This window comes from Mesorhizobium sp. M0815 (assembly GCF_040319995.1).
In the GTDB taxonomy this organism is placed as follows: domain Bacteria; phylum Pseudomonadota; class Alphaproteobacteria; order Rhizobiales; family Rhizobiaceae; genus Mesorhizobium.
Window position 1 is genome coordinate 16,686 of sequence record NZ_JAMYOU010000037.1, and the last position, 24,698, is coordinate 41,383.

The window sequence follows — 24,698 nt, forward strand, 5'->3', positions numbered from 1 at the left end:
TGGTCCTTATGCCGAGCGCATTTCATCGAGGATGGCTTCAGCTGCCGCCCGCCGGTCGGCCGCGCCGACGATCGGCCGGCCGACCACGAGGTGGCTGGAGCCGTTGCGGATCGCCTGCGCCGGCGTCACCACCCGCTTCTGGTCGCCATGGTCGCTGCCCGTGGGCCGGATCCCCGGCGTCACGACGGCCAGGTCGGGGCCGACGATGCGGCGCACCGCCTCCGCTTCCTCGGCCGAGCAGACGATGCCGCCCATGCCGGCATGTAGCGCCTGCTCGGAGCGCCTCAGCACCAGCGTATGCGGATCATATTCATAGCCGGCGTCGATCACGTCCTGCTCGTCCATCGAGGTCAGCACGGTGACCCCGAGCAGGCAAAGGTCGCTGCCCTTCGCAGCCTCGACCGCCGCCTTCATCGTCTTCGGATAGGCATGGATGGTCAGCATGCTCATGCCCATCCTGACGATGTTGTCGACCCCCTTGGCCACCGTGTTATCGATGTCGAGCAGCTTCATGTCGAGAAAGATCCTGGTGCCGCCGCTGGCCAGCTCGCGGGCGAAGTCGAGCCCGCCGGCAAAGGCGAGCTGGTAACCGATCTTGTAGAAGGAGACGATCCCGTCGAGCTCGCGCACCGCTTTCTCGGCTTCCTTCAGCGTCGGCAGGTCGAGGCCGACGATCAGCCTTTCCTGCATCGTGTCGGCATGCGCGGCGTCCGGGATCATGCCTCGATCCGCGTCGACAGCATGCGCGAGGTTTCGATCAGCGTTCGGCATAGGTGCTCCATCGATTGGCGTAGTCTCTCGTCCCTGAAGTTGCCCTCGTCGTCGAAGGCGTTGCCGCCCTCCGGCACCGAGCATTCCGGTGTCACCACCTCCATCCGGCAGCGCACCAGAACGGCGCGCAGATGGTTGATGCAGCGTATCCCGCCGAAGGGTCCGTTGGAAGACGAGCAGAGGCCGGCAACCTTGCCGGCAAGCGGCCTGAACGTCCGGCCGCCATCCTTGCGCAGCTGGCTTACCCAGTCGATGGTGTTCTTGAGCAGCGGTGGAATGGAGCCGTTATATTCGGGCGTCGCGATCAGCAGCCCGTCATGGGCGGCGATCATCCGGCCGAGCTTGACGGCGTTTTCGGGAATGCCTTCTTCCTTTTCCAGATCCTGGTCGAGGATCGGCAACGGATAGTCGGCGAGCGAGATGCGGGTCACCTCCGCGCCCTGCATGGCAAGTTCCTTCTGCGCAACGTCGGCGGTCCTGGCGCTATAGGCGCCGCTGCGCACCGAACCGGCGACGACGAGAATTTTCGGGATCACAGCCATGGGGTCTGCCTTGTCACCCGATGGGTATAAGACAAGTGCTATTCAAACCCAACGCTGCAATTCAGGCGGCCCCGCGTCGGTAGATCCAAAGCTGCGTCGGCGGAATGTTGCGGATGACGAAATGGAAATGCTCGACCGTATAGTCGCCGCGGCCCGGCGGGATCGGCGACAGCGGCCCGTAAGTCAGCTGCACGATCGGCCGGCCCGCCGGGATGCGGTCGAGCAGGCTCTCGACATAGGCGATGCGCTGGGCGACCGGGAAGTTGAGCAGCGGCACGCCCGATATCACCGAATCGAAGACCAGATCGCGCTTGTCACCGAGCGTCGCGTCGAGATTGAAGGCGTCGCCCTCGATGACGTTGACGCCTGGATAAAGCTGGCGCAGATGGCGCACGAAATCAGTGGAATATTCGACCGCGTAGAGATTTTCAGGCTTTATGCCCTGAGCGAGGATGGCGCGCGTGATGACGCCTGTGCCAGGCCCGACCTCGAGCACCGGCAGGCCGGATTTCGGATTGACGATCGAGGCCATCTTGCGCGCGGTGATGGAACTGGTCGGGACGATCGAACCGACCGCCTTCGGCTTGTCGATCCAGCCCTTGAAGAACTTCAGTTCGTCGTCGAACTTTTCCGCCAGCGTCTTTCGCAGTCCGGGACTACGCGTCATCGAAAGTCCTCCTCAACGCTCCCTCGCATGCTACTTAGCAGCTACGAGGTGCAAGACAAGGCGAATCCCCGGATAAGGTGTTGATGACGCTCGGGAAGCGTTTCCAGGGATCAGCTTCAATGCTCGCCGAACGTTTCGAAAAAGTCCTTCATGCGGGCGAAAAATCCGCTCGACTGGGGCGAATTGTCCTTTGAGGAAAGCTGCTCGAATTCCTCCAGCAATTCGCGCTGGCGGCGCGAAAGGTTCTGCGGCGTCTCGACCACGGTCTGGATGTAGAGGTCGCCGATATTGGGCTGGCGCAGCACCGGCATGCCCTTGCCCTTGAGGCGGAACTGGCGGCCGTTCTGGGTGCCTTCCGGCACCTTCACCTTCGTCTGGGTGCCGTCCAATGTCGTCACCTCGAACGAGCCGCCAAGTGCTGCCGTCGTCATCGAGATCGGCACCTTGCAATAAAGATCGGCGCCGTCGCGCTGGAAGAACTCGTGCGGCTTGACCGCGAGGAAGATGTAGAGATCGCCCGATGGGCCGCCGCGCAGGCCGGCCTCGCCCTCATTGGCAAGCCGGATGCGGGTGCCGTCCTCGATCCCGGCAGGGATGTTGACCGACAGCGAGCGCTCCTCGGTGACGCGGCCCTGGCCGGCGCATTTCGGACATGGATCCTTGATGGTCTGGCCGCGCCCCTGGCATTGCGGGCAGGTGCGCTCGATCGAGAAGAACCCTTGCGTGGCGCGCACCTTGCCGTGGCCGTTGCACATCGAGCAGGTGACGGGCTGGGTGCCGGGCTTGGCGCCGCTGCCCGAGCATTCCGAGCAGGAGATCGATGCCGGCACGCGGATCTGCGCGGTCTTGCCGGAAAATGCCTCTTCCAGCGTGATTTCCATATTATAGCGCAGGTCGGCGCCGCGCTCGCGACCGCCGGACGAGCGACGCTGGCGCCCGCCCATCATGTCGCCGAAAATGTCCTCGAAAATGTCGGCGAAGCCGCCGGCGCCAAAGCCTTGCGCCCCGCCATTCATGCCGCCGTGCTCGAAGGCGGCGTGGCCGAAGCGATCGTAGGCGGCGCGCTTCTGCGGGTCCTTCAGCGTTTCGTAAGCTTCGTTGATTTCCTTGAATTTGTGCTCGCAGGCATGGTCGCCTGGGTTGCGGTCGGGATGGAACTGCATGGCCAGCTTGCGGAAAGCGCTCTTGAGCTCCTTCTCGTCGGCGCCTTTTTGCACGCCCAGCGTTTCGTAAAAATCAGCTTTCATGTTTTCCCGCAGTCCGGATAGTCAACGTCTTGAAGTATCGTTGCGTCGTTTGCCGGCACGCTGTTCCGATTTAGGTGTGATGGAGCCGGGATGCCAGTGTCTACGAGGCTTTGTCCGCATTTTTTCGGGTAGCTCGGCGTTTTTCCGGCAAAGGGTTGCAAAAAAGCCCGGCTGTGCGCCGGGCTTTTTGCTTACCTGTACCGTCAGGCGGTTCAGGCCGACTTCTTCTTCTCGTCGTCTTCGTCGATTTCCTCGAAATCGGCATCGACCACATCGCTGTCCTTGGCGGCATCAGCCTTGGCGTCGGCCTCGGCGGCTTCCTTCTGCGAAGCCTCGTACATCGCCTGGCCGAGCTTCATCGAGACTTCGGCGAGCGTCTGCGTCTTGGCCTCGATCTCGGTCACATCATCGCCTTCGGCAGCGGTCTTCAACGCCGCGATCGCATCGGCAATCGCCGTGCGGTCGGTCTCCGAGACCTTATCGCCATAGTCCTTCAGCGACTTCTCCGAGGAATGCACCAGAGCCTCGGCCTGGTTGCGGGCCTCGACCAGTGCGCGACGTTTCTTGTCGACTTCGGCATTGGCCTCGGCATCCTTGACCATCTTCTCGATGTCAGCGTCCGAAAGGCCGCCAGACGCCTGGATGCGGATCTGGTGCTCCTTGCCGGTGCCCTTATCCTTGGCCGAAACGTTGACGATGCCGTTCGCGTCGATGTCGAACGTGACCTCGATCTGCGGCACGCCACGCGGCGCAGGCGGGATGCCGACCAGGTCGAACTGGCCGAGCGCCTTGTTGTCGGCGGCCATTTCACGCTCACCCTGGAAGACGCGGATGGTCACCGCCGACTGCGAATCCTCAGCCGTCGAGAACACCTGGCTCTTCTTCGTCGGAATCGTCGTGTTGCGCTCGATCAGCCGCGTGAATACGCCGCCCAGCGTCTCGATGCCGAGCGACAGCGGCGTCACGTCGAGCAACAGCACGTCCTTGACGTCGCCCTGCAGCACGCCGGCCTGGATGGCAGCGCCAAGTGCGACGACCTCATCCGGGTTGACGCCCTTGTGCGGTTCCTTGCCGAAGAACTGCTTCACGATCTCCTGTATCTTGGGCATACGGGTCATGCCGCCGACCAGAACGACCTCGTCGATCTCAGCGGCCTTGAGGCCGGCATCCTTGAGCGCCGCCTTGCAGGGCTCGATGGTGCGCTGGACGAGATCTTCGACAAGGCTCTCGAACTTCGCACGCGTCAGCTTTAGCGTCAGGTGCTTAGGGCCGCTGGCATCGGCGGTGATGAAGGGCAGGTTGATCTCGGTCTGCGTGGTGGACGACAGCTCGATCTTGGCCTTTTCAGCCGCTTCCTTGAGGCGCTGCAGGGCGAGCTTGTCGTTCCGCAGGTCGATACCCTGTTCCTTCTTGAACTCGGCCGCCAGATATTCGACCAAACGCATGTCGAAATCCTCGCCGCCGAGGAAGGTGTCGCCATTGGTCGACTTCACTTCGAACACGCCGTCGCCGATTTCGAGCACCGAAATGTCGAACGTGCCGCCGCCAAGGTCATAGACGGCAATCGTCTTGCCTTCCTTCTTGTCCAAGCCATAGGCAAGTGCTGCCGCCGTCGGCTCGTTGATGATGCGCAGCACTTCCAGGCCGGCGATCTTGCCTGCATCCTTGGTGGCTTGGCGCTGGGCGTCGTTGAAATAGGCCGGAACGGTAATGACCGCCTTCTCGACCTTTTCGCCGAGATAGGCTTCCGCCGTTTCCTTCATCTTCTGCAGGATCATCGCCGAGATCTGGCTGGGCGACTGGTTCTTGCCGCCGGCCTCGACCCAGGCATCGCCATTGTCGCCCTTGACGATCTTGTAGGGGACAAGCTTCTTGTCCTTCTCCGTCACCGGATCGTCATAGCGGCGGCCGATCAGGCGCTTGACCGCGAAAATGGTGTTTTCAGGATTGGTGACCGCCTGGCGCTTGGCCGGCTGGCCGACGAGGCGCTCGCCGTCGCTGTTGATGGCGACGATCGAAGGGGTCGTGCGCGCGCCTTCCGCATTCTCGATGACCTTGGATTCCTTGCCGTCCATGATGGCGACACAGGAGTTGGTTGTTCCCAGATCGATACCGATTACTTTTGCCATTTCTCTAATCTCTCCGCTAAGCAGGCTCTCAGGACCCGTACAGGCGTTCCGACGAAAGCCCCTGTTCACAAGAAATTCCGCTCCGGCAACCGGCATTCGGCGCTGGACGGCTTGGCGCGTATATAAGAACAGGCTGCGTGGCGCGCAAGCATTCTGCGCAAGGCGTTCACCATTCATCGCGGTTGATCGGATTCGGGACCGGCAGGCCCGTATTTTCCGGCCGTGATCCAGCCGGCCCGGCCCCGGTCCATGAACCTTTCCGCCTCACCTCGCGACTGACGCTCAGGTGCCGCGTGGTGCGGCCCCGGAAAGGAAAGCCCCATGACCACAGATCCAGAGGCTCGATGGTCTCCGGGAACAGCAGGAACTCAGCGCGACAGTCGCCTTCGGGACCGGGTCGATGCGCTGGGCTTTCCGCTGGTTCCGTTGACCCTGCGCGGACGCCGGCGTATCATGACGGTGAGGAAAGCAGACAATTCGATCAGGGATGAACGTGCCGGAACGCCGCGCCTTGCCCTGATTTGCGCGCCGAGACCGGATGTTTCTCCCATGACCTGTGGGGGGAGATCCATGTCTTGCGACCATGGCGCGTCCGTGCGCTCTCGTGCCGGCCATTTGCGCCGCGCAATCCAGGCTGCCAGCGGATTATCGGCCTTGGCACTCGCCGCTGGGCTCTGGCTCGGCGGCTCGGCACAGGCCCAGGAAACCCAGATCATCTATCCCGGCTCGATGGCAGTGACCGGATTCTCTGGCACCATCATCCCCAATTTCGAGGAAGGCCTGCCGCCGGGCGTCGATCCGGTCGACGAGACCTTCATCGACACGGCGCGCGCAACCTTGCGCGTCTTCGACGTTTCAAGGCTGGGCGGGCCGGCGTCTGGCCAATTGGTCTTCACCCCGCCACCCTTCGAGGTCACGGCCGAGCAAATCGGCCAGGTGTTCGGCATCACTTATGACGACGGCGTGCGCGACGGCGTTCCCTCGGCCATTCCAAACCTCTATGCCGGCGCCACCTCGCTGCACGGCATCCGCATCGTCACACCAGACGGCGATGCCGACGGCCGGCCGGAGCGGCAGCGCCGCGGCACGGCTGACGCGGTCTTCATGGACGGCCAGTTCGGCACCGAAAACGGCGGCGGCCCCGGAACGATCTGGAAGATCGATGGCATCACCGGCGCCGTCTCGAAATTCGCCGATATCGACGCCAATAGCGGTCCCGGCATCGGCGACGTCACTTTCGACAATATCCACCGCCAGTTCTTCGCCAGCGATCTCGACACCGGCCTTATCCACCGCATCGACGCCAATGGCGCGCTAGTCGACACGTTCGACCACGGCGTCGCCGGCCGCCCGGCGCACGGGCTGCCCCCAGTCGCCGACGACGGCTCGGTGATGGACATCCAGGGTGCTGCCTTCGACAGCGAGGACCCCGATAGCTGGGGCTACACACAGGACGAGCGCCGCGTCTGGTCGGTCGCCTATCGTGGCGGCCGGCTCTATTACTCGGTCGGGGAAAAGGCGGAGATCTGGTCGGTGGGCATTGCCGGCGACGGCAGCTTCGGCGACCCGCGCTGGGAGCTGGCCGTCAAGGCCGACAAGGATTACGCGGTCACCGACATCGCCTTTGACAACAAGGGCTTCATGTATCTGGCTCAGCGCGGCCCGGTGGAAAACCGCTACGACTACAGCCAGTTCGCCGATTCCGGCAAGGGTGAGGTCATCCGCTACTGGCGCGAAAATCCGGACGATCCGGCAACGGAATCGGTCTGGGTGGAAGTGCCGCAGGAATATGCGGTCGGCTTCCCGCAAGACAACCGGCAGTCGGCCGGCGGCCTCGACCTGCAATATGGCTACGATTCCGAAGGCAATCTCGATACCGGCATCTGCACCGACACGCTGGTCGATACCGGCGACAAGTTGCGCGACAACCCGGCGCTCGCCGAACAGCTCGCAGCCGGGGGGCCGCTTGCCGTGCACGGCGTGCAGATCACGCCGACGGCGCTGGTCAGGCCGGCCAACGTGCCGCCTTTCGGCTCGTGGTTCGTCGATTTCGACACTTATTTCGAAGACCCGGAAGTGGAAGGCCATGTCGGCGACGTCGAGGTCTGGCGCCCCTGCGAAGGCCGTGCCGGCTATTACGAGCAGGTGCCGGGCGGCTATCTGCCACCGTTCTATCCGCCGGACTTCCCGCCCCCCGGCAATCTGCCTCCTTGCCTTGATGTCGAGGATGTCGAGTATTTCTGCACGCCCTCCGGCCTCGAGGCCGATCTCTATCTTCATGACCATACCGGCTTCGGCGGCGATTCGATCAAGGCTCTGTCCAGGACGCCTGGCGTCGGGGTGACTTCGCCCCTGTCGCATGCGCCCGGCGCGCCATTCACGATCGGTATCACCGGCCATTATCCTGGCGACAGGGTCGATGTCGGGCTCTGCTTCTACAGGCAGTCCGACCGCGACAAGGGTGGCTACTACCCTTGCTGCAAGATGACCTTGCCGCTCAGAACCCCAGCCGTCAGCTGCGAACCGTGAGAAGGGGAAGATGAGCAATCTTGCACAGTCCCCGCTTGCGACGAGCAGCCAATCAACCGGCAAACAATCATTCGTCATGGAGACCATCATGAAACCCCTGTCACTCGCCAGGCGCGGCGCGCGCTGGCTGATGGCGGCCGGTATCGCGGTCGCCATGCTGAGCCCGCTGCAAGGCTTCGCTGAAGACCTTGCTCCGGCCAAGGCCAAGCCTGCCGATGCAGGCACTGTCATTCCAGATCCCAAGCTCGATTTCGACAATCCTCGCATCGTCAACCCGGAGCCGGGCCGGATCGTGCCCTTCTTCACCAAGAAAGGCGGCCAGAGAGGCTGCGACTATGTCGTATACTCGCTGAGCTTTGGCTTGCGCGGCAATCCGCAGGGTTTTGCCGGCCCGGGCCTCGCGGCCATGCTGAAAAAGGTCAGGCTCGACTTCAGGGACCAACTCCCGCACGGCCTGCGGATTGTCGGCGTGCATGTGACCGGCGACGGCGCCGACGCATCCGGCGGACCGCTGCCCGGCGCTGCGATCAGCAGCTCGGCTGGCCCGGACGATACGGCGACGGTGTCCGATTTCCGGATTTCCGCCAGCGACCTCGACGGCATCGGCGCTGCGAACGAGCGCGCCATCACCTTCCAGATCACCGCCAAGATCGACCATGCGGCGTTTCCGTCGCCGGCAATCGTCGATAACCAGGGGCTGATCAAGGTGAGCCGCGGCGACCGCGGTGCTGGCGTCGAAATTCCGTCGCAGGACCCGGGCAAGCCGGACGACGGCAACTATCTCACGGGTGCAAAGACGTCGATCAAGATCGACGTCACCGAGTGCAACCCACCGCCTCCACCTCCTGGCAATCGTGAATGCTTCAAGGTGGAGCGAGGCACGGTCGATTGCGTGCCCGGCGGCGGCGCCTTCATCTACCATATGCCGGTCGGCCCAGAGATGGCTGGCAAATGGGTGCAGCTTTCGACGACGACACCCGGCATCACAATCATTCCCGACACCCAATTGGTGCCGGCCGGCGGCGGTGTGCTCAACTGGAAGATCGTCGGTGCTTCACCCGGCGACGTTATCCACATCATCGTCACCGGTATCGAAACCTATGCCGGCCCGAAGGAGGGCTGGGGCCTGTGCTGCACGCAGACCGTCGACATCGTCATCCCGCGTGACCAGAGGTGCCCGCCGAAGGACAAGGAACCGGATCTGAAAGTCGAAAAGCGTGCCGACGTGCAACGTTGCACGATGGCGGGCGGCTGCGACTTCACCATCAGGGTCACCAATGTCGGCGATGCGCCCTACCACGGCAAGATCGTGCTCGACGAAGTCACCCTGCCGGCCGGCTCCACCCTCGATTCAGGGCCGAACCCGCCTTGGGTCTGCGCGCCTGGAATCACCCCGATGATTTGCACTCATCCGGTGACCACGCTCAATCCGGGCGCCTCAGTCGACCTCAAGCTTGGCTTCAAGCCGGCCGCAGGCTGGCAAGGCAGCGTTTTGCGCAACTGCGCCACCTACAATTACGGCGCCAGCGGCAAGCCGCTTTTCGGCAGCCAGCTAAACGACCGCGGCTGTGCGTCGATCCCGGTCTGCCGCCGTGGCGATCGTGACCGCGACTGCCGGCCACCGGTGGAGAAGAAGGTCGACCTGATCCTGAAGAAGCGCGCCCGCACCGAATTCTGTTCGGCCGATGGCGTCTGCACCTTCGTGATCGACATCATCAACAATGGCAGCGTCCCCTACAATGGGCCGCTGACGGTCGTCGATAGCTATCCGGGCGGCGCGCCGGCATCCTCGACCTTCGGCCCGACGCCGCCATGGACGTGCGGACCGAACGGTTCCGGCAAGTTCCGCTGCGACAATCCCGGCATCGCGCTTATGCCGGGCGCCTCGACGCCGATCTTCGTCAGGGCGGTGATGCCGGCCAACTTCCGGCCCGATAGTGTCGAGAACTGCGCCGAGGTGAAGGCCATTCCCGGTGAGAACGACATCACCAACAACAGGGCCTGCGCCAAGGAACGCATCCGTCATCCGAATGGCGGGCAGCCGGCCATGCGCATCACCAAGGTGTGCAATGGCTCGCTGGCCGGTGCTGCGGTCGTTTCCTGCCGCATTACCGTCATCAGCCTCGGCGCCACAGCCCCGACCGGTCCGGTGCGGGTCAACGATGCCGCGACGCTGATAGCCGGCGGAGCGCCGGTCCAGATCCAGAGCGTCACCCCAGACGGCGCGGAATGGGCTTGCGGACCGGTTCCGGCCAATGCGCTGTCGTGCCAGATTCCCGGCGCCGTTATGACGCCTGGAACCAGCCGCCATTTCGACGTGACGGTTGCTGCGAACGGCGAATTCGAGAACTGCGCACGCGGCTCCTACGGCCCGGCTCCGGGAGACGATATCGTCTATCCGATCGGCCAGGCCTGCGCCAAGGGCGGCGGTGCCTCGACCATCCGGGTCGAGAAGACCGGCGACGCCGAGTGCAAGCCCGGCCAGCCCTGCTCGTTCGAGATCACCATCACGAACGATGGGACGAGCGCCTTCTCCGGTCCGGTTCGCATCGGCGATGCGATCGGCGTCGAAGGCCTCGGCCGGCTGGAAGGCGTTGCGATCACCTCGATCGATCCGCCCTTCGGCTGCTCGCCGGAGCCGGCAACCTTGCCTCTGTCCTGCATCGCCCAACTGACGCTCGGCGCCGGGGAAAGCCATGTGCACAATGTGACCGTGATCATTCCCGACGATGGCCGTCTGACCAATCTGCAGGGCACTGTCAACGGCCAGAACTGCGTCGGCGTGCTGTCTCCGAACACGTCGGTGCAAGGCGGTGGCGACGTGTTGTCTCGTGGTGCCGCCAATGTGCAGGGCGATCGCGGCAAGGCCTATGCCTGCCATCCCTTCATCATCACGCATGAGGTGAAGAAGGAATGCTCGCAAGGCTTTGTCATGAACGACGCCGGCAACTGCGTCTGCCCGCCAGGCACGACCTTCCGTAACGGCCAATGCTCATCCGGCGGCGGCACGGTCATCGTGCCGAAGCCAAAACCTTGCGTTCTCCTCAAAGGCCAGATCCGTACCGAGGACGGACGCTGCGTCTGCCCGCGCGGGACCGAGCTGGAGAACGGCGCTTGCGTGGGCAACAAGCCGCAGCCCGAGCAATGCACCATTCGTGGTCAGATCCACAACGCCAACGGCGAGTGCGTCTGCCCGCGGGGCACGGAAGTCAGGGGTAATGTCTGCCGGCCAATCCAGCCAAAACCCGAACAGTGCACCATTCGGGGCCAGATCCATAACGCCGCTGGCGATTGCATCTGCCCGAGGGGCACGGAAGTCAGGGGCAATGCCTGCCGGCCAATTCGGCCGCAGCCCAAGCAGTGCACGATCCGTGGTCAGATCCACGACGCCAACGGCGATTGCGTCTGCCCCCGGGGCACGGAACTGCAGGGCAATGCCTGCAGGCGCAAGAAGCCGGTTGTGGTGGAGTGCCCGATACCTGGCCAGATCCACAACAAGCGCGGCGCCTGCGTCTGTCCGCGTGGGACAGAGCTGCGCGACGGCGCCTGCCGCAAACCACGGCTGGAATGCGCACCGGGCGCGCGGCCGATCAATGGCCAGTGCCAGCCGATCATCAAGCGGCGCTGCCCTATCGGAACGGTCGGACGATATCCGGACTGCGTCCCGGTCCGCAGGAAATCGACGCTTGAGCCGAACCTGCTGCTGAATCCGAATGTTCCTCAGCAGGTCGTGCCAAGGCGCAAGCCGCAGCCGGAGCAATAGGATACGGCGCGGGAAATCCAGAACTTCAAACAGTGACCGTACTCGTCACCCAATACCCGCCGGAGCGATCCGGCGGGGTTTTTCTTCAGCGGGCAGATGAGAAGGCAGCGCAAACCTGAAGCCGCTGCATCGGCGGAAGGACAAACCGGCTTCCACTTTCCGGACTCATGGTCTAGGCAGTCGATACAGACAGAGGGTCCGCAAACCGGGGCGTACGGGAAGGCCGCATCATGAGCAAAAAAACCCTGATCGCGCCATCGGTGCTTGCTTCCGATTTCTCGAAGCTCGGCGACGAGGTCGAGGCGGTGACGGCCGCCGGCGCCGACTGGATCCACCTCGACGTCATGGACGGGCATTTCGTCCCGAACATCACGTTTGGGCCACCGGTGATCAAGGCGATCCGCAACCGCACCGAGGCGTTTTTCGACTGCCATCTGATGATCGCGCCGGCCGACCCCTATCTGGCCGCCTTCGCCGAGGCCGGCTGCGACGGCATCACGGTGCACGCCGAAGCCGGGCCACATCTCGACCGCTCGCTGCAGACGATCAAAAACCTTGGCAAGAAGGCCGGCGTGTCACTCAACCCGGCGACACCGGAAACGATGATCGAATACGTGCTCGACCGGCTTGATCTGGTCCTGATCATGACGGTCAATCCGGGGTTCGGCGGCCAGGCTTTCATTCCAGCGATCGTCGACAAGGTGAAGCGGGTGAAGGCGCTGATCGGCAACCGGCCGATCCGGATCGAGATCGACGGCGGCATTTCGCCTGAAACTGCGCCCCTTGTCACCGCGGCCGGCGCCAGCGTGCTGGTCGCCGGCGCGGCTATCTTCAAGGGCGGCAGCGTCGACGCCTACCGGGCAAACATCGAGGCAATCAGGGCAGCGGCGGACAAGGCGGCCGGCTGACCGCTGCCGTCCGGCCGGACCAGCCGCTCGGGGGGAAATATGAGCAACCATCTGTTCGATGCTTTCCGTGCCCGGATGCCCGCGCCCGAACGCCTTTTGATGGAGACAGAGGATGGGCGCTCGATCAGCTATGGCGAGACGCTGGCGCGCTCCGCTCAACTGGCGCATGCGCTGTCGCAGCTGGGCGTCGAAGCCGGCGACCGCGTCGCCGTTCAGGTCGAGAAGAGCCCGGAGGCCATTTTCCTTTATCTCGCCTGCCTGCGTGCCGGCGCGATCTTCCTGCCGCTCAATACCGCCTATACGCTGACCGAGCTCGACTATTTCTTCAGGGATGCCGAGCCGCGACTGGTCGTCTGCGACCCGGCGCGAGCGGGCGAGATCGGCGCTTTGGCGCAGACCTCGGGCGCTGCGGTCGCGACACTCGGCAGCAAGGGCGAGGGTTCGTTGACTGATCGAGCCTCTGAGGCGGCCGTGGACTTCCACGATGTGGCGCGCGGACCGGACGACCTTGCCGCGATCCTCTACACGTCCGGCACCACCGGCCGTTCGAAAGGCGCCATGCTCAGCCACGAAAACCTCGCCTCGAATGCGCGGGTGCTGGTCGACCTCTGGCGCTTCACTGCCGCAGACGTGCTGATTCACGCGCTGCCGGTTTTCCACACGCATGGCCTTTTCGTCGCCACCAATGTCGTCCTGATGGCCGGCGCCTCGATGCTGTTCGAAACCAAATTCGACCCGACCCGCATCGTCTCGCTACTGCCGCGCGCCACCGCGCTGATGGGCGTGCCGACCTTCTACGTCCGCCTGCTGCAGCAGGACGGTTTGAACCGGCAAGCGGCGAAAAACATCCGGGTGTTCATTTCCGGCTCGGCACCGCTTTTGGCCGAGACGCACAGAGCGTGGCGCGAGCGCACCGGCCACGCCATCCTCGAGCGCTACGGCATGACCGAGACCAACATGAACACGTCGAACCCGTACGAGGGCGAGCGGCGTGCCGGCACGGTCGGCTTCCCTTTGCCCGGCGTCTGCCTGCGCATCTCCGATCCCGATGGCGGCGAAACACTTGCCCGGGGCGAGGTCGGCATGATCGAGGTCAAGGGCCCGAACGTCTTTTGCGGCTACTGGCGCATGCCGGAAAAGACCAGGGCGGAATTCCGCGACGACGGCTACTTCATCACCGGCGATCTCGGGCTGATCGATGCCGACGGCTATGTCCACATCGTCGGCCGCGGCAAGGACCTGATCATTTCCGGCGGCTACAATATCTACCCGAAGGAAGTGGAGAGCGAGATCGACGCTCTTGCCGGTGTTGCCGAAAGCGCTGTCATCGGCGTTGTCCATCCGGATTTCGGCGAGGGTGTCACGGCGATCGTGGTGAGGGCGCCGGGCTCGACGATCAGCGCCGCCGCGATCATCGAGGCCATCGCTGGGCACCTCGCCAGGTACAAGCATCCGAAACAGGTGATCTTCGTCGACGAACTGCCGCGCAACACGATGGGCAAGGTGCAGAAGAACCTGCTGCGCGAAGCCTACAAAGACCTCTATACGTCCAAAGCCGGCTAACCCTAACAAGCAGGGCTGGCTGCAAAAACCCTGGCGCCGTCGATCCAGACGCTTTTCATGTCCAGATCGTCCGACAACGAAACGATGTTGGCGGCGGTTCCCCTGGCGAAGCGCCCGAGCCGGTGCGACTGGCCGATCGCCTGCGCCGGATAGAGCGAGGCCATGCGCAAGGCTTCGTCGAGGTCGAGACCGACCACGCGATGCACGAAGCGCACCGCGGAAATCATGTCGAGATCCGCGCCCGCCAGCGTGCCGTCGGCAAGTGTCAGCCTGCCATCCTTGCGGTGGATGGTGCGACCGTTCAGCGTGAACGAGGTCATGTCGGTGCCGATCGTCGCCATGGCGTCGGTGACGAGCAGGATCTTGCCCGGCCCCTGCTTGGCGCGCAAGGCGATGGCCATGGTGGCCGGATCGACATGGATACCGTCGGCGATGATGCCGGCATAGAATGTGCCGGTATCGATTGCCGCGCCCGCCAGCCCCGGCTCGCGATTGCCGATCTGGCTCATCGCGTTGAAAAGATGGGTGACCACCGTTGCGCCGGCCTCGGAAAAGGTGCGGGCCGTGGCATAGTCGGTATCGGAATGGCCGATGCTGACGATGACGCCGGCATTGCTGAGCGCCGATACCTGGTCGGGCTCGACGGATTCGGGCGCCACCGTAGTCAGCAGCACCGGCAGGTTTTTCCGCGTCGCGATCAGCATCGCCTGGTCGGGATCTAGCATCGGCCGGATCAAGGCCGGGTCATGTGCGCCCTTGCGGGCGATCGACAGATGCGGGCCTTCGAGATGCAGGCCTAGGAAGCCCGGCACCTTCCGTTGTGCGGCCTCTGCTCCGGCGGCAACCGCCGCGGCGGTGATCTCGGACGTGTCGGTGATCAGCGTCGGCAATAGCGCCGTCGTGCCGAAGGGCGCGTGCGCCCGGCAGATGGTCTCGATCGAGGGGACGTCGGGATGGTCGTTGAGCATGACGCCGCCACCGCCATTGACCTGCAAATCCACGAAACCCGGAACCAGCATACCGCCGCCGGTCTCGATAGGCGCAACACCGGATGGGACGGCGCCGGCGGCAACGATGGCCTCGACGAGGCCGTCGCGCACGACAAGCGCCGCATTGTCGTGCCAGTCATCGCCATCGAATATCCGGGCGCCGGTCAGCGCAAAGCGATCGCTCATAGCGTTTCCGTCACCTTGCGCAGATTGGGCGGCGTGTCTGGGTCGAGGCCGCGATGGCGGGCAAAAGCCTCGACGAAACCATAGAACGACACGATCAGTGTCAGCGGGTCGGTCAGCGGATGACCGGTGGCGACATGCGGCAGAGGCTGCGCCTTCTTTGCCTTGTCCGAAGTCACAAAGACAGCGGCGCCCTTGCCGGCCAGGCTGTCGGCGGCCTCGGCGACGGATGGTTCGGACGCATCGCGGGCAGCCAGCGCCAGCACTGGGAAGCCGGGACCGACTAGCGCCAGCGGGCCGTGCATGACTTCGGCGGCACTATAGGCTTCCGCATGCATGGCGCAGGTTTCCTTGAATTTCAGCGCCGCCTCGTTGGCGATCGCCGCCGACGGGCCCCGGCCAAGGATGAACAGCGAGTTCGGCGTCTCGAGTGCCCCGGCCAGCGCCATCCAGTCGCAAGCGATCGCCTTCCGAAAATGCTCCGGCAAGCGGGCAAGTGCTGCCAGAAGTTTGTCGTCGCCGGTGCAATGCGCCATCAGAGCGAGCCCTGCGACCGCCGAATTGACGAAGGTCTTCGTCGCTGCGACGCTGCGCTCCGGTCCGGCAAGGATGTCGATCGCGTAGTCCGAAGCCCGCGCGAGCGGCGAATCGGCGGTGTTGGTGATGGCGACGGTCAGCGAACCGCCGGCCCGCGCCGCTCGCGCCATCGCAACGATGTCCGGGCTCTTGCCCGACTGCGAGATCGCCAGGCAGGCCGAGCCGCCCAGCTTCAGCTTGGCGCCATAGATCGAGGCGATCGACGGGCCGACCGATGCAACCGCCAGGCCCGCGGTCAGCTCCACGGCATATTTCATGAAGGTCGCGGCATGGTCGGACGAGCCGCGCGCCACTGTGACGATGAAATTCGGGTCGCGCTCGCGAATGCCGCGCCCGGCTTCCGTCAGCACGGCGGCCGAGCCGTCGAGCAGGCGGGCGGTGGCCTCCGGGATCTCCTCGATCTCGCGCCGCATATGGGTCATTGTTGCGGTCATGGCCTGCCCTCTTCGCCCGGCTCGCTCAGCCGGAGTTCGGCGACGAAATCATAAGCGTCGCCCCTGTAGATGGAGCGGGTGAACTCGATCACCTTGCCGCTCGCCAGACAGGAGATACGCTCGATGTGCAGGCCGGCAATGCCCGGCGGCACTTCCAGCAGATGCGCGTCGCCATCGCCGAGATTGGTGGCGGAAATGCGCTGCACCGCCCGCACCGGCCTGTTGCCGGTCTTTTCCAGCGCCGCGTAGAGCGACGAACCGATCGCCGCCGGATCGGGCAGCACGCTTGTCGATAGTGAGGCGCGCTCGATCGCCAGCGGCGTGTCGTTGGCAATGCGCAGGCGCGCGACGCGCGCCACCAATTCGTTCGACGCTAGGCCGAGCACCATCATCTCGTCGGGCGATGGCGGATAGAGGCCGCGGTCGAGCCAGGCCGAACGCACCGCCATGCCGCGCCGTGCCATGTCCTCGGTAAACGAGGTCAGCATCGACAGGGACTGCTCGACGCGCTCCATGCGCGGCGCAACGAAGGTGCCGGAACCATGACGCTGGACGAGGATGCCGCCCTTGACCAGGTCCTGCACCGCCTTGCGCACGGTGACGCGCGAAATATCGGCCTTGCTGGCGATGTCGCGCTCGGAAGGCAGCGCATCGCCCGGTCCGATCAGCCCGCGTTTGACGGCGTCCTCGATGCTTTTCCTCAGCTGCAGATAGAGTGGCGCGCCACTCTGCGACGATTGTCTCAGCGCCGCGAAAATCTGGTCGGCGGCGTCGCTCATCGCGCCGCCTCCGCCTTCGTAAAAATCCGAACCGCCATCTGAACCGCGCCGCCCAGCGCGTCGTCGAGCGGCGGCTTCAGCAGCGCCCGGTAGCGCGCCGACAGGCGCGGCGCGTAAAGCGGCGCCAGGCCGCCGAGCAGGCAGAGCGGATCGTCGCCACCAAGGTCGAGCACGCCAAGTGCTGCCTCGACATCGGCCACCGCCTTGTCGAGGATCCAGATAGCGACGACGTCGCCTTTTTCGGCATGTTCGAACACCTTGGGTGCGAAGCCGCCGAAATCGCCGGGCTTGGCATTGGTGGTGAATTCGACCACATCCTCGGGATTGTTGCGGAAGATGGCGAGCATGGCCTGCGTCAGTGGCGATCCTTCGCGGATGCCGTCATAGGCGAGCAGCGTCTGCTCGAGCAGGTCGCGGCCGATGCGGGCGCCGCTGCCCTGGTCGCCGACCTGGAACCCCCAGCCGCCGATGGCACGCGATCGGCCGTTCTTGCGCGCCATATAGGCGGTGCCGGTGCCGAGTATGGCCATGGCGCCGTCACCGGAGCCGACCGCGCCTTCCAGCGCGATCTCGGCGTCGGTCTCGACACGGCTGATGCGGAACGGCAAGATCGCTTCGAGCTGCTGCCTGTAGGTGCCGACATTGGCGCCGGCTAGGCCGAGAATGGCCGGAGTTTGCGGGATCAGTCCGGGATCTCTGCCCGCGGCGACAAAGGCCTGCTGCGCCGCGTCGACGATGTTGGCCCTGGCGCCGGTGAGATCGGTTCGGATGTTGGCGGCGCCGCTTTTGGCGCGGCCGAGGACGCTGCCATCGGCCGTTGCAAGGGCCGCCCTGCAGCTGGTGCCGCCGCCATCGATGCCGAGCACGAATTTCACGCGATTTCTCCTCCAGACGGATAATACCAATAAAATACCAATAGCCAAGGATTAATTTCCGTTTCAAAAAAGTTAAGGCGTAGTTTGTTGGAAAATCAGCTGATTTCGTCCGCAAGCCTGCGCCACCGCAAGGATTTGATTAATGCGTGTGGACAAGTGGTATTTTTTTGGTATGGTTTTCTCGATTGGAGGAAAGCGGATGGCCGAAACGCGCACCGAAGCGCTTCACCACAATGCCGAGGGACTGGATATCCAGGCCCCGGAAGCCGTCCTTTCCTCTTTGGCCAACGCGCAGATCGAGGCCGCCAAGGCCGTTCACGGCGCCATTCCTGCCATTGCCGCGGCAGCCGAAATCATCGCAAGCAGACTGAAAAGCGGCGGCAAGCTCGCCTATGCGGCCGCCGGCAGCTCGGGCCTGATGGCATTGGCCGATGCGCTGGAGCTGCCGGGCACTTTCGGCATCCAGCGCGACCGTATCGCCATCCTGATCGCTGGCGGCGACGAAGCTTTCAAGACACTGGCCGGCGGGCCGGAGGATGACACTGACGAAGCTTCGGCAGCGGTCGCCGCCGCCGGCGTTGGCAAGGGCGACTGCCTGATCGCCGTCTCGGCCAGCGGCTCGACGCCTTATGCTGTCAGGGCGATCGAGGATGCCAGGCGCCGCGGCGCGGCGACCATTGCTGTCGCCAACAACGGGGATGCGCTGCTGCTGCGGCTGGCCGACATCGCCATCCTGCTCGAAACGCCGCCCGAGCTGATTGCCGGCTCGACGCGCATGGGCGCCGGCACCGCCCAGAAGATCGCACTCAACATGCTGTCGACGCTGGCAGCCATCCATCTCGGCCATGTCCATGATGGCTACATGGTCAACCTCACGGCCGACAACATCAAGCTGCGCGACCGCGCCGCACGCATCGTTGCCGCCGTCAGCGGGCGCGACAAGGACGAGGCGGCGCGCCTGCTCGATAAGAGCGGCGGCGTCGTCAAGACCGCTATTCTGCTCGCCGCCGGCGCCGCCAGCGCCGATGCGGCCGAGAAGATACTGGAAGGGACCGGCCACAAGCTGCGACCAGCCCTTTCCGCGATCGAGGGGAGCAAGGGGCGCAATGCCTCCGTTCTCATCAAAACCGAACCTGAAAAAGGTCAACAGGGAGACTGAGCATGACAACGAAGCTACTGACGGCACTTCTTCTCGGCACCAGCATTCTCGGCACCGCCGGGGTGGCTTATGCCGACGACGTAACGCTCAACATCGAAAGCTGGCGCGGCGACGACCTTGCCATCTGGAAGGACAAGCTGATCCCGGCTTTCGAGGCCAAGAACCCCGGCATCAAGGTGGTGTTCGCACCGTCGGCGCCGACCGAATATGACGCCGCCCTCGGCGCCAAGCTCGCCGCCGGCTCGGCCGGCGACCTGATCACCTGCCGCCCGTTCGACAAATCGCTGGAACTCTTCAAGAAGGGCAATCTCGCCGATATCTCGACGCTGCCCGGCATGGAGAACTTCTCCGATGTTGCCAAGGCCGCCTGGCAGACCGACGACGGCAAGTCGAGCTTCTGCGTGCCGATGGCCTCGGTCATCCATGGCTTCATCTACAACAAGGACGCCTTCGACAAGCTCGGCATCAAGGTGCCGACGACCAATGAGGAGTTCTACGCTGCGCTCGACAAGATCAAGGCCGACGGCACCTACATCCCGATGGCGATGGGCACCAAGGATCTCTGGGAAGCCGCGACCATGGGCTACCAGAACATCGGCCCGAATTACTGGAAGGGCGAGGAAGGCCGCCTGGCGCTGATCAAGGGCGAGCAGAAGCTGACCGATCCGCAGTGGGTCGAGCCCTACAAGGAACTGGCCAAGTGGAAGGACTATCTCGGCGACGGCTTCGAGGCGCAGACCTATCCGGACAGCCAGAACCTGTTCACGCTCGGCCGCGCCGCCATCTACCCGGCCGGCTCGTGGGAAATTGGCCTGTTCAACACGCAGGCGCAATTCAAGATGGGCGCCTTCCCGCCGCCGGTGCAGAAGGCCGGCGACACCTGCTACATCTCCGACCACACCGATATCGGCATGGGCCTCAATGCGGCCTCGAAGAACGCGGATGCGGCCAAGACCTTCCTGTCCTGGGTGGCTTCGCCGGATTTCGCTACCATCTACGCCAACGCGCTGCCCGGCTTCTTCAGCCTGAACAACACGCCGGTGAAGATGGAAGACCCGCTGGCCCAGGAATTCGTCTCTTGGCGCGGCAAGTGCAAGTCGACGATCCGCTCGACCTACCAGATCCTGTCGCGCGGCACGCCGAACCTCGAAAACGAGACGTGGGTTGAATCGGCCAACGTCATCAACGGCACCGACACGCCGGAAGCTGCCGCCAAGAAGCTGCAGGACGGCCTCGACAGCTGGTACAAGCCGGCGAAGTAAGGCGCGGCGAAGCGATATCTCCCCCCTCGAAGGGGAGATGTCGCCAAAGGCGACAGAGGAGGTCGGTCGAGGCAGGCGGCAGCTTGATCGTTGCTGGAAAGCACGGTCGAACGACGATGGCGCGCTGCCTCGGCCGACCCCACCCGCCTCGCTTCGCGAGGCACCCTCCCCTCGAGGGGGAGGGAGGCGCCGTGGCTTTTGACGGCAATAGCAAGACCTGATCGGCGGGGACCGAACGCATGGCCGCAGCACCGAAAAGACCGTTCCGCTGGCATATCGGCGTTTTCCTGGCACCGGCGTTGCTGGTCTACACGGCGATCATGATCTTGCCGCTGGCCGGCACGCTGCAGCTGTCGCTGTTCCGCAACATCAACCAGTCGCAGGTGTTCGTCGGACTGGAAAATTTCCGCATGCTGTTCGGTGATCCCAACTGGTCGGTCAATTTCTGGAACGCGCTGCGGAACAATGTCTGGTTCTTCATCATCCACATGCTGGTGCAGAACCCGATCGGCGTCCTTTTGGCAGCACTTCTGTCCAGCCCCCGATTGCGGTTTTCCGCCTTCTACCGCACGGCAATCTTCGTGCCGACGATCCTGTCCTTCGTCATCGTCGGCTTCGCCTGGAAGCTGATACTGTCGCCGCTATGGGGCGTGGCGCCGCATATGATGGACCTTGTCGGCCTGAAAAGCCTGTTCACGCCCTGGCTCGGCAAGGCGCAATATGCACTGACCGCGCTCAGCCTGATCTCAGTGTGGCAGTTCGTCGGCATCCCGATGATGCTGATCTATGCGGCACTGCTGTCCATCCCCGAAGAGGTGATCGAGGCCGCCGAATGCGACGGCATCACCGGCATGGCGCAATTCTGGAAGATCAAGCTGCCGCTCATCCTGCCGTCGATCGGCATTATCTCGATCCTGACCTTTGTCGGCAATTTCAACGCTTTCGACCTGATCTACACGGCGCAAGGCGCCTTGGCCGGGCCGAACTATTCGACCGATATCCTCGGCACCTTCCTCTACCGCGCCTTCTTCGGTTTCCAGCTGCAGGTCGGCGACCCCAATATGGGCGCGGCGATCGCCACGATGATGTTCCTGATCATCCTCGGCGGCGTCTGCGTCTACCTATTCCTCGTGCAGACGCGCTTGCGTCGCTACCAGTTTTAGGGGAGCGTGACCATGAGCACCGCAACCCGTTCGCTGCCCCGCACCATCGGCGCGCATGCGATCCTTCTGACCTACACCGCGATCGCGCTGTTTCCGGTGATCCTCGTGATCATGAATTCGTTCAAATCACGTGCCGGTATCTTCGGCGCGCCGCTGACGCCGCCGACGCCAGGGACCTTCGACTTGATCGGCTACACCACGGTGATCGGCCAGGGCGACTTCATCCACTATTTCCAGAATAGCCTTGTCGTCACCGTCGCCTCGCTGTTCTTCGTGCTTCTGTTCGGCGCCATGGCGGCTTTCGCGCTGTCGGAATACCGCTTCCGCGGCAATTCGCTGATGGGGCTTTACCTGGCGCTCGGCATCATGATCCCGATCCGCCTCGGCACCGTCGCCATCCTGCAGCTGATGGTGGCGAGCGGGCTGGTCAACACGCTGACGGCGCTGATCCTGGTCTACACGGCGCAAGGCCTGCCGCTCGCCGTCTTCATCCTGTCGGAATTCATGAAGCAAGTCTCCGACGATCTGAAGAATGCCGGCAGGATCGACGGCCTGTCCGAATACACCATCTTCTTCCGGCTGGTGCTGCCGCTTGTGCGGCCATCGATGGCGACGGTCGCGGTCTTCACCATGATCCCGATCTGGAACGACCTGTGGTTCCCGCTGATCCTGGCGCCGTCGGAGGAGACCAAGACGGTGACGCTCGGCGCGCAGCTGTTCCTCGGCCAGTTTGTCACCAACTGGAACGCCATTCTGGCCGCACTGTCGCTGGCGATCATGCCGGTGCTGATCCTCTACGTCATCTTCTCGCGGCAGCTGATCCGCGGCATCACTTCGGGAGCGGTCAAGTGAGTTCGCAAACACCCCTTCGCGTCGTCGTCGCCGGGCTCGGCAATATGGGGCGCAGCCATGCGCTGGCCTATCACACCAACCCGGGCTTCCAGATTACCGCACTGGTCAACCGCTCGGATGTGCCGCTGCCGGAAGGGCTTTCGAGCTATGGCATCCGGCGTTCATTCGACGAGGCGCTGCGTGACGAACGGCCTGACGTCGCCTGCATCGCCACCTATTCCGACAGCCATGCCGATTATGCGGTCAAGGCATTCGAGGCTGGCTGCCACGTCTTTGTCGAAAAGCCGCTGGCAACGACGGTCGCGGACGCAGAACGCGTCGTAGCCGCGGCCAAGGCCAACGGCAAGAAACTGGTGATCGGCTACATCCTGCGCCACCACCCGTCCTGGATCAGGCTGATCGCCGAGGCGCGGAAGCTCGGCGGCCCTTACGTATTCCGCATGAATCTCAACCAGCAATCCTCCGGACACAGCTGGGAGACGCACAAGCAGCTGATGCAAACGACGTCGCCGATCGTCGACTGCGGCGTGCATTATCTCGACGTGATGCTGCAGATCACCGACGCCAGGCCGGTCGAGGTGCGCGGTATGGGGCTGCGGCTGAGCGACGAGATTGCGCCCACGATGTACAATTACGGCCACCTGCAGGTGCTGTTCGACGACGGTTCGGTCGGCTGGTACGAGGCCGGCTGGGGGCCGATGATTTCGGAGACGGCTTTCTTCGTCAAAGACGTGATCTCGCCCAACGGCTGCGTGTCGATCGTCATGAAGGAGGGCGTCAGGTCCGACGACATCGACACCCACACCAAGACCTCGACCATCCGCCTGCACAGTGCTGCAACCGGCGCGGATGGCAAGTTCGCCAAGCCGGACGAGATGCTGTCGATGGAAGGCGAGCCCGGCCATCAGGACCTCTGCGACCTCGAACAGGCGTTTGTGCTGAAGGCGATCCGCGAGGATCTCGATCTTGGCCGCCACATGGACGACGCGGTGAAGTCGCTCGCCGTCTGCCTTGCCGCCGACGAGAGCGTGCGCAGCGGCCTCGCCGTGAAACTCTAGAACAGGGACGAAGCCGTGGGCTCGCTGAACATCGAGAACGTGAAAAAGGCCTTTGGGCCGGTCGAGGTGCTGAAGGGCATCAACCTCGAGGTGACGGATGGCGAGTTCGTCGTCTTCGTCGGTCCATCCGGCTGCGGAAAGTCGACGCTGCTCAGGGTCATTGCCGGGCTGGAGGACTCGACCTCGGGCCGCGTGGTCATCGACGGGGCGGACGTTTCCGCCACGCCGCCGGCCAAGCGCGGCATCGCCATGGTGTTCCAGACCTATGCGCTCTACCCGCATCTGACGGTGAAGAACAATATGGGCCTCGGCCTCAAGCAGGCGGGCACGCCGGCGGCCGAGATCGACCGCCGCATCGGCATCGCCTCGTCGATGCTGTCGCTGGAGCCCTACCTCGAAAGGCGCCCGGCCGAATTGTCCGGCGGCCAGCGTCAACGCGTCGCCATCGGCCGCGCCGTGGTGCGCGAACCCAAGCTTTTTCTGTTCGACGAGCCGCTGTCGAACCTCGATGCCGCACTGCGCGTCAACACCAGGCTGGAGATCGCCCAGCTGCACCGTCGGCTGAAGGCGACGATGATCTATGTCACCCACGACCAGGTCGAGGCGATGACGCTGGCCGACAAGATTGTGGTCCTCAACGCAGGCAAGATCGAGCAGATCGGCGGCCCGATGGAGCTTTACAATTCGCCGGCAAATGAATTCGTCGCCGGCTTCATCGGCTCACCGAAGATGAATTTCGTCGACGGCACCAGGCTTGGCGAAACGGCAAAGACCATCGGCGTCCGGCCCGAACATTTGACCGTCGATCCCAAATCCGGCGCCTGGAAAGGCACGGTCGTGCATGCCGAGCACCTCGGCGCCGACACCAACCTCTATCTCGACTGCGAGAAGGCCGGCTTGATCACCGTGCGCATTTTTGGCGTCTACAATGCCGAACCCGGCACCACGCTCTATGCGACGCCGGATCCGGTAAAGACCTATCGGTTTGGAGCGGATGGCAAGGTGATGAAGTAGCGCCCCTCTTCCTTCTCCCCTTGCGGGAGAAGGTGGCCGAGCGAAGCTCGGTCAGATGAGAGGTGCTAGACGGAATGAGGCGTTGGAGTTCCTTCCAACACCCCTCAATCGTCTCGGCGCTGCGCGCCGATCCACCTTCTCCCACAAGGGGCCTGTTGCGTAATTCGCTGATTGTGATTCTCTGAGGTGGACGGTCTGAGGGAATCGCGATGGC

19 protein-coding genes are annotated in these 24,698 nt (G+C 63.8%); 10 read left to right on the forward strand and 9 right to left on the reverse strand.

Features of this window, described 5'->3' with window-relative positions:
* Window positions 1-6: 6 nt before the first annotated feature.
* The 5 genes from pyrF to dnaK form a co-directional block, all read right to left on the reverse strand.
* A complete protein-coding gene (gene pyrF / locus NKI01_RS27390; RefSeq protein WP_023718909.1) occupies window positions 7-720 on the reverse strand; it encodes an orotidine-5'-phosphate decarboxylase in 714 nt (237 codons plus the stop codon).
* On the reverse strand, window positions 717-1,313 hold the full coding sequence (locus tag NKI01_RS27395) for an NADPH-dependent FMN reductase (protein ID WP_352481403.1): 597 nt from the start codon (window positions 1,311-1,313) through the stop codon (window positions 717-719). Before NKI01_RS27395 ends, pyrF begins: the two co-directional genes overlap by 4 nt.
* Window positions 1,314-1,374: 61 nt before the next feature.
* Window positions 1,375-1,980, reverse strand: coding sequence for a phospholipid N-methyltransferase PmtA (gene pmtA, locus NKI01_RS27400; protein WP_352481404.1), 606 nt, complete (start codon window positions 1,978-1,980; stop codon window positions 1,375-1,377).
* Window positions 1,981-2,096: 116 nt separating this feature from the next.
* Entirely contained in the window at window positions 2,097-3,227 is a 1,131-nt protein-coding gene (dnaJ, locus tag NKI01_RS27405; protein ID WP_023679852.1) for a molecular chaperone DnaJ, read from the reverse strand.
* Between the two features lie 212 nt (window positions 3,228-3,439).
* The gene (gene dnaK, locus NKI01_RS27410) at window positions 3,440-5,356 is read right to left on the reverse strand and encodes a molecular chaperone DnaK (RefSeq protein WP_023718912.1); all 1,917 of its coding nucleotides are present in this window, start codon (window positions 5,354-5,356) and stop codon (window positions 3,440-3,442) included.
* A 321-nt stretch (window positions 5,357-5,677) separates the two neighbouring features.
* On the opposite strand from dnaK, the gene NKI01_RS27415 reads away from it, so the two are divergent.
* From NKI01_RS27415 to NKI01_RS27430, 4 genes are all read left to right on the forward strand, one after another.
* Complete coding sequence (locus NKI01_RS27415) at window positions 5,678-7,885, forward strand: hypothetical protein (RefSeq protein ID WP_502896985.1); 2,208 nt, start codon at window positions 5,678-5,680, stop codon at window positions 7,883-7,885.
* A gap of 10 nt (window positions 7,886-7,895) precedes the next feature.
* The gene (locus NKI01_RS27420) at window positions 7,896-11,648 is read left to right on the forward strand and encodes a DUF7929 domain-containing protein (RefSeq protein ID WP_352965337.1); all 3,753 of its coding nucleotides are present in this window, start codon (window positions 7,896-7,898) and stop codon (window positions 11,646-11,648) included.
* Between the two features lie 230 nt (window positions 11,649-11,878).
* Complete coding sequence (rpe, locus tag NKI01_RS27425) at window positions 11,879-12,556, forward strand: ribulose-phosphate 3-epimerase (RefSeq protein ID WP_023718915.1); 678 nt, start codon at window positions 11,879-11,881, stop codon at window positions 12,554-12,556.
* A gap of 39 nt (window positions 12,557-12,595) precedes the next feature.
* Window positions 12,596-14,119, forward strand: a complete 1,524-nt coding sequence (locus NKI01_RS27430) for a malonate--CoA ligase (protein WP_352549622.1) — start codon at window positions 12,596-12,598, stop codon at window positions 14,117-14,119.
* Window positions 14,120-14,121: 2 nt separating this feature from the next.
* On the opposite strand, the gene nagA is transcribed toward NKI01_RS27430, so the two are convergent.
* From nagA to NKI01_RS27450, 4 genes are read right to left on the reverse strand one after another with little or no spacing between them, the layout of a single operon-like run.
* Window positions 14,122-15,294 carry an N-acetylglucosamine-6-phosphate deacetylase gene (gene nagA, locus NKI01_RS27435; protein WP_023718916.1) on the reverse strand — a complete coding sequence of 391 codons (1,173 nt, stop codon included), beginning with the start codon at window positions 15,292-15,294 and terminating at the stop codon, window positions 14,122-14,124.
* A complete protein-coding gene (locus tag NKI01_RS27440; protein WP_352495468.1) occupies window positions 15,291-16,322 on the reverse strand; it encodes an SIS domain-containing protein in 1,032 nt (343 codons plus the stop codon). The genes nagA and NKI01_RS27440 overlap by 4 nt, the downstream gene beginning before the upstream one ends.
* Complete coding sequence (locus tag NKI01_RS27445) at window positions 16,319-17,101, reverse strand: GntR family transcriptional regulator (RefSeq protein WP_352911714.1); 783 nt, start codon at window positions 17,099-17,101, stop codon at window positions 16,319-16,321. The genes NKI01_RS27440 and NKI01_RS27445 overlap by 4 nt, the downstream gene beginning before the upstream one ends.
* Entirely contained in the window at window positions 17,098-17,976 is an 879-nt protein-coding gene (locus NKI01_RS27450) for a glucosamine kinase nucleotide-binding domain-containing protein (RefSeq protein WP_352640347.1), read from the reverse strand. The genes NKI01_RS27445 and NKI01_RS27450 overlap by 4 nt, the downstream gene beginning before the upstream one ends.
* A 199-nt stretch (window positions 17,977-18,175) precedes the next feature.
* On the opposite strand from NKI01_RS27450, the gene NKI01_RS27455 reads away from it, so the two are divergent.
* The 6 genes from NKI01_RS27455 (at window position 18,176) to NKI01_RS27480 (ending at window position 24,484) form a co-directional block, all read left to right on the forward strand.
* Window positions 18,176-19,135 carry an N-acetylmuramic acid 6-phosphate etherase gene (locus NKI01_RS27455; RefSeq protein WP_023718920.1) on the forward strand — a complete coding sequence of 320 codons (960 nt, stop codon included), beginning with the start codon at window positions 18,176-18,178 and terminating at the stop codon, window positions 19,133-19,135.
* 2 nt (window positions 19,136-19,137) lie between these two features.
* The gene (locus tag NKI01_RS27460) at window positions 19,138-20,397 is read left to right on the forward strand and encodes an ABC transporter substrate-binding protein (protein WP_023718921.1); all 1,260 of its coding nucleotides are present in this window, start codon (window positions 19,138-19,140) and stop codon (window positions 20,395-20,397) included.
* A gap of 239 nt (window positions 20,398-20,636) precedes the next feature.
* On the forward strand, window positions 20,637-21,560 hold the full coding sequence (locus NKI01_RS27465; protein ID WP_023718922.1) for a carbohydrate ABC transporter permease: 924 nt from the start codon (window positions 20,637-20,639) through the stop codon (window positions 21,558-21,560).
* 12 nt (window positions 21,561-21,572) lie between these two features.
* On the forward strand, window positions 21,573-22,412 hold the full coding sequence (locus NKI01_RS27470) for a carbohydrate ABC transporter permease (protein WP_023718923.1): 840 nt from the start codon (window positions 21,573-21,575) through the stop codon (window positions 22,410-22,412).
* The gene (locus NKI01_RS27475) at window positions 22,409-23,470 is read left to right on the forward strand and encodes a Gfo/Idh/MocA family protein (RefSeq protein ID WP_023718924.1); all 1,062 of its coding nucleotides are present in this window, start codon (window positions 22,409-22,411) and stop codon (window positions 23,468-23,470) included. The genes NKI01_RS27470 and NKI01_RS27475 overlap by 4 nt, the downstream gene beginning before the upstream one ends.
* 15 nt (window positions 23,471-23,485) lie before the next feature.
* Window positions 23,486-24,484, forward strand: a complete 999-nt coding sequence (locus NKI01_RS27480; RefSeq protein WP_023718925.1) for an ABC transporter ATP-binding protein — start codon at window positions 23,486-23,488, stop codon at window positions 24,482-24,484.
* Window positions 24,485-24,698: the final 214 nt, after the last annotated feature.

Coding starts and splice junctions, on each gene's coding strand:
- NKI01_RS27470 (WP_023718923.1), top strand. CDS start 21,573: ATGAGCACCGCAACCCGTTCGCTGCCCCGCACCATCGGCGCGCATGCG.
- NKI01_RS27455 (WP_023718920.1), top strand. CDS start 18,176: ATGGCCGAAACGCGCACCGAAGCGCTTCACCACAATGCCGAGGGACTG.
- NKI01_RS27460 (WP_023718921.1), top strand. CDS start 19,138: ATGACAACGAAGCTACTGACGGCACTTCTTCTCGGCACCAGCATTCTC.
- NKI01_RS27430 (WP_352549622.1), top strand. CDS start 12,596: ATGAGCAACCATCTGTTCGATGCTTTCCGTGCCCGGATGCCCGCGCCC.
- NKI01_RS27440 (WP_352495468.1), bottom strand. CDS start 16,322: ATGACCGCAACAATGACCCATATGCGGCGCGAGATCGAGGAGATCCCG.
- NKI01_RS27445 (WP_352911714.1), bottom strand. CDS start 17,101: ATGAGCGACGCCGCCGACCAGATTTTCGCGGCGCTGAGACAATCGTCG.
- nagA (WP_023718916.1), bottom strand. CDS start 15,294: ATGAGCGATCGCTTTGCGCTGACCGGCGCCCGGATATTCGATGGCGAT.
- NKI01_RS27415 (WP_502896985.1), top strand. CDS start 5,678: ATGACCACAGATCCAGAGGCTCGATGGTCTCCGGGAACAGCAGGAACT.
- dnaJ (WP_023679852.1), bottom strand. CDS start 3,227: ATGAAAGCTGATTTTTACGAAACGCTGGGCGTGCAAAAAGGCGCCGAC.
- NKI01_RS27420 (WP_352965337.1), top strand. CDS start 7,896: ATGAGCAATCTTGCACAGTCCCCGCTTGCGACGAGCAGCCAATCAACC.
- NKI01_RS27465 (WP_023718922.1), top strand. CDS start 20,637: ATGGCCGCAGCACCGAAAAGACCGTTCCGCTGGCATATCGGCGTTTTC.
- pyrF (WP_023718909.1), bottom strand. CDS start 720: ATGATCCCGGACGCCGCGCATGCCGACACGATGCAGGAAAGGCTGATC.
- dnaK (WP_023718912.1), bottom strand. CDS start 5,356: ATGGCAAAAGTAATCGGTATCGATCTGGGAACAACCAACTCCTGTGTC.
- rpe (WP_023718915.1), top strand. CDS start 11,879: ATGAGCAAAAAAACCCTGATCGCGCCATCGGTGCTTGCTTCCGATTTC.
- pmtA (WP_352481404.1), bottom strand. CDS start 1,980: ATGACGCGTAGTCCCGGACTGCGAAAGACGCTGGCGGAAAAGTTCGAC.
- NKI01_RS27395 (WP_352481403.1), bottom strand. CDS start 1,313: ATGGCTGTGATCCCGAAAATTCTCGTCGTCGCCGGTTCGGTGCGCAGC.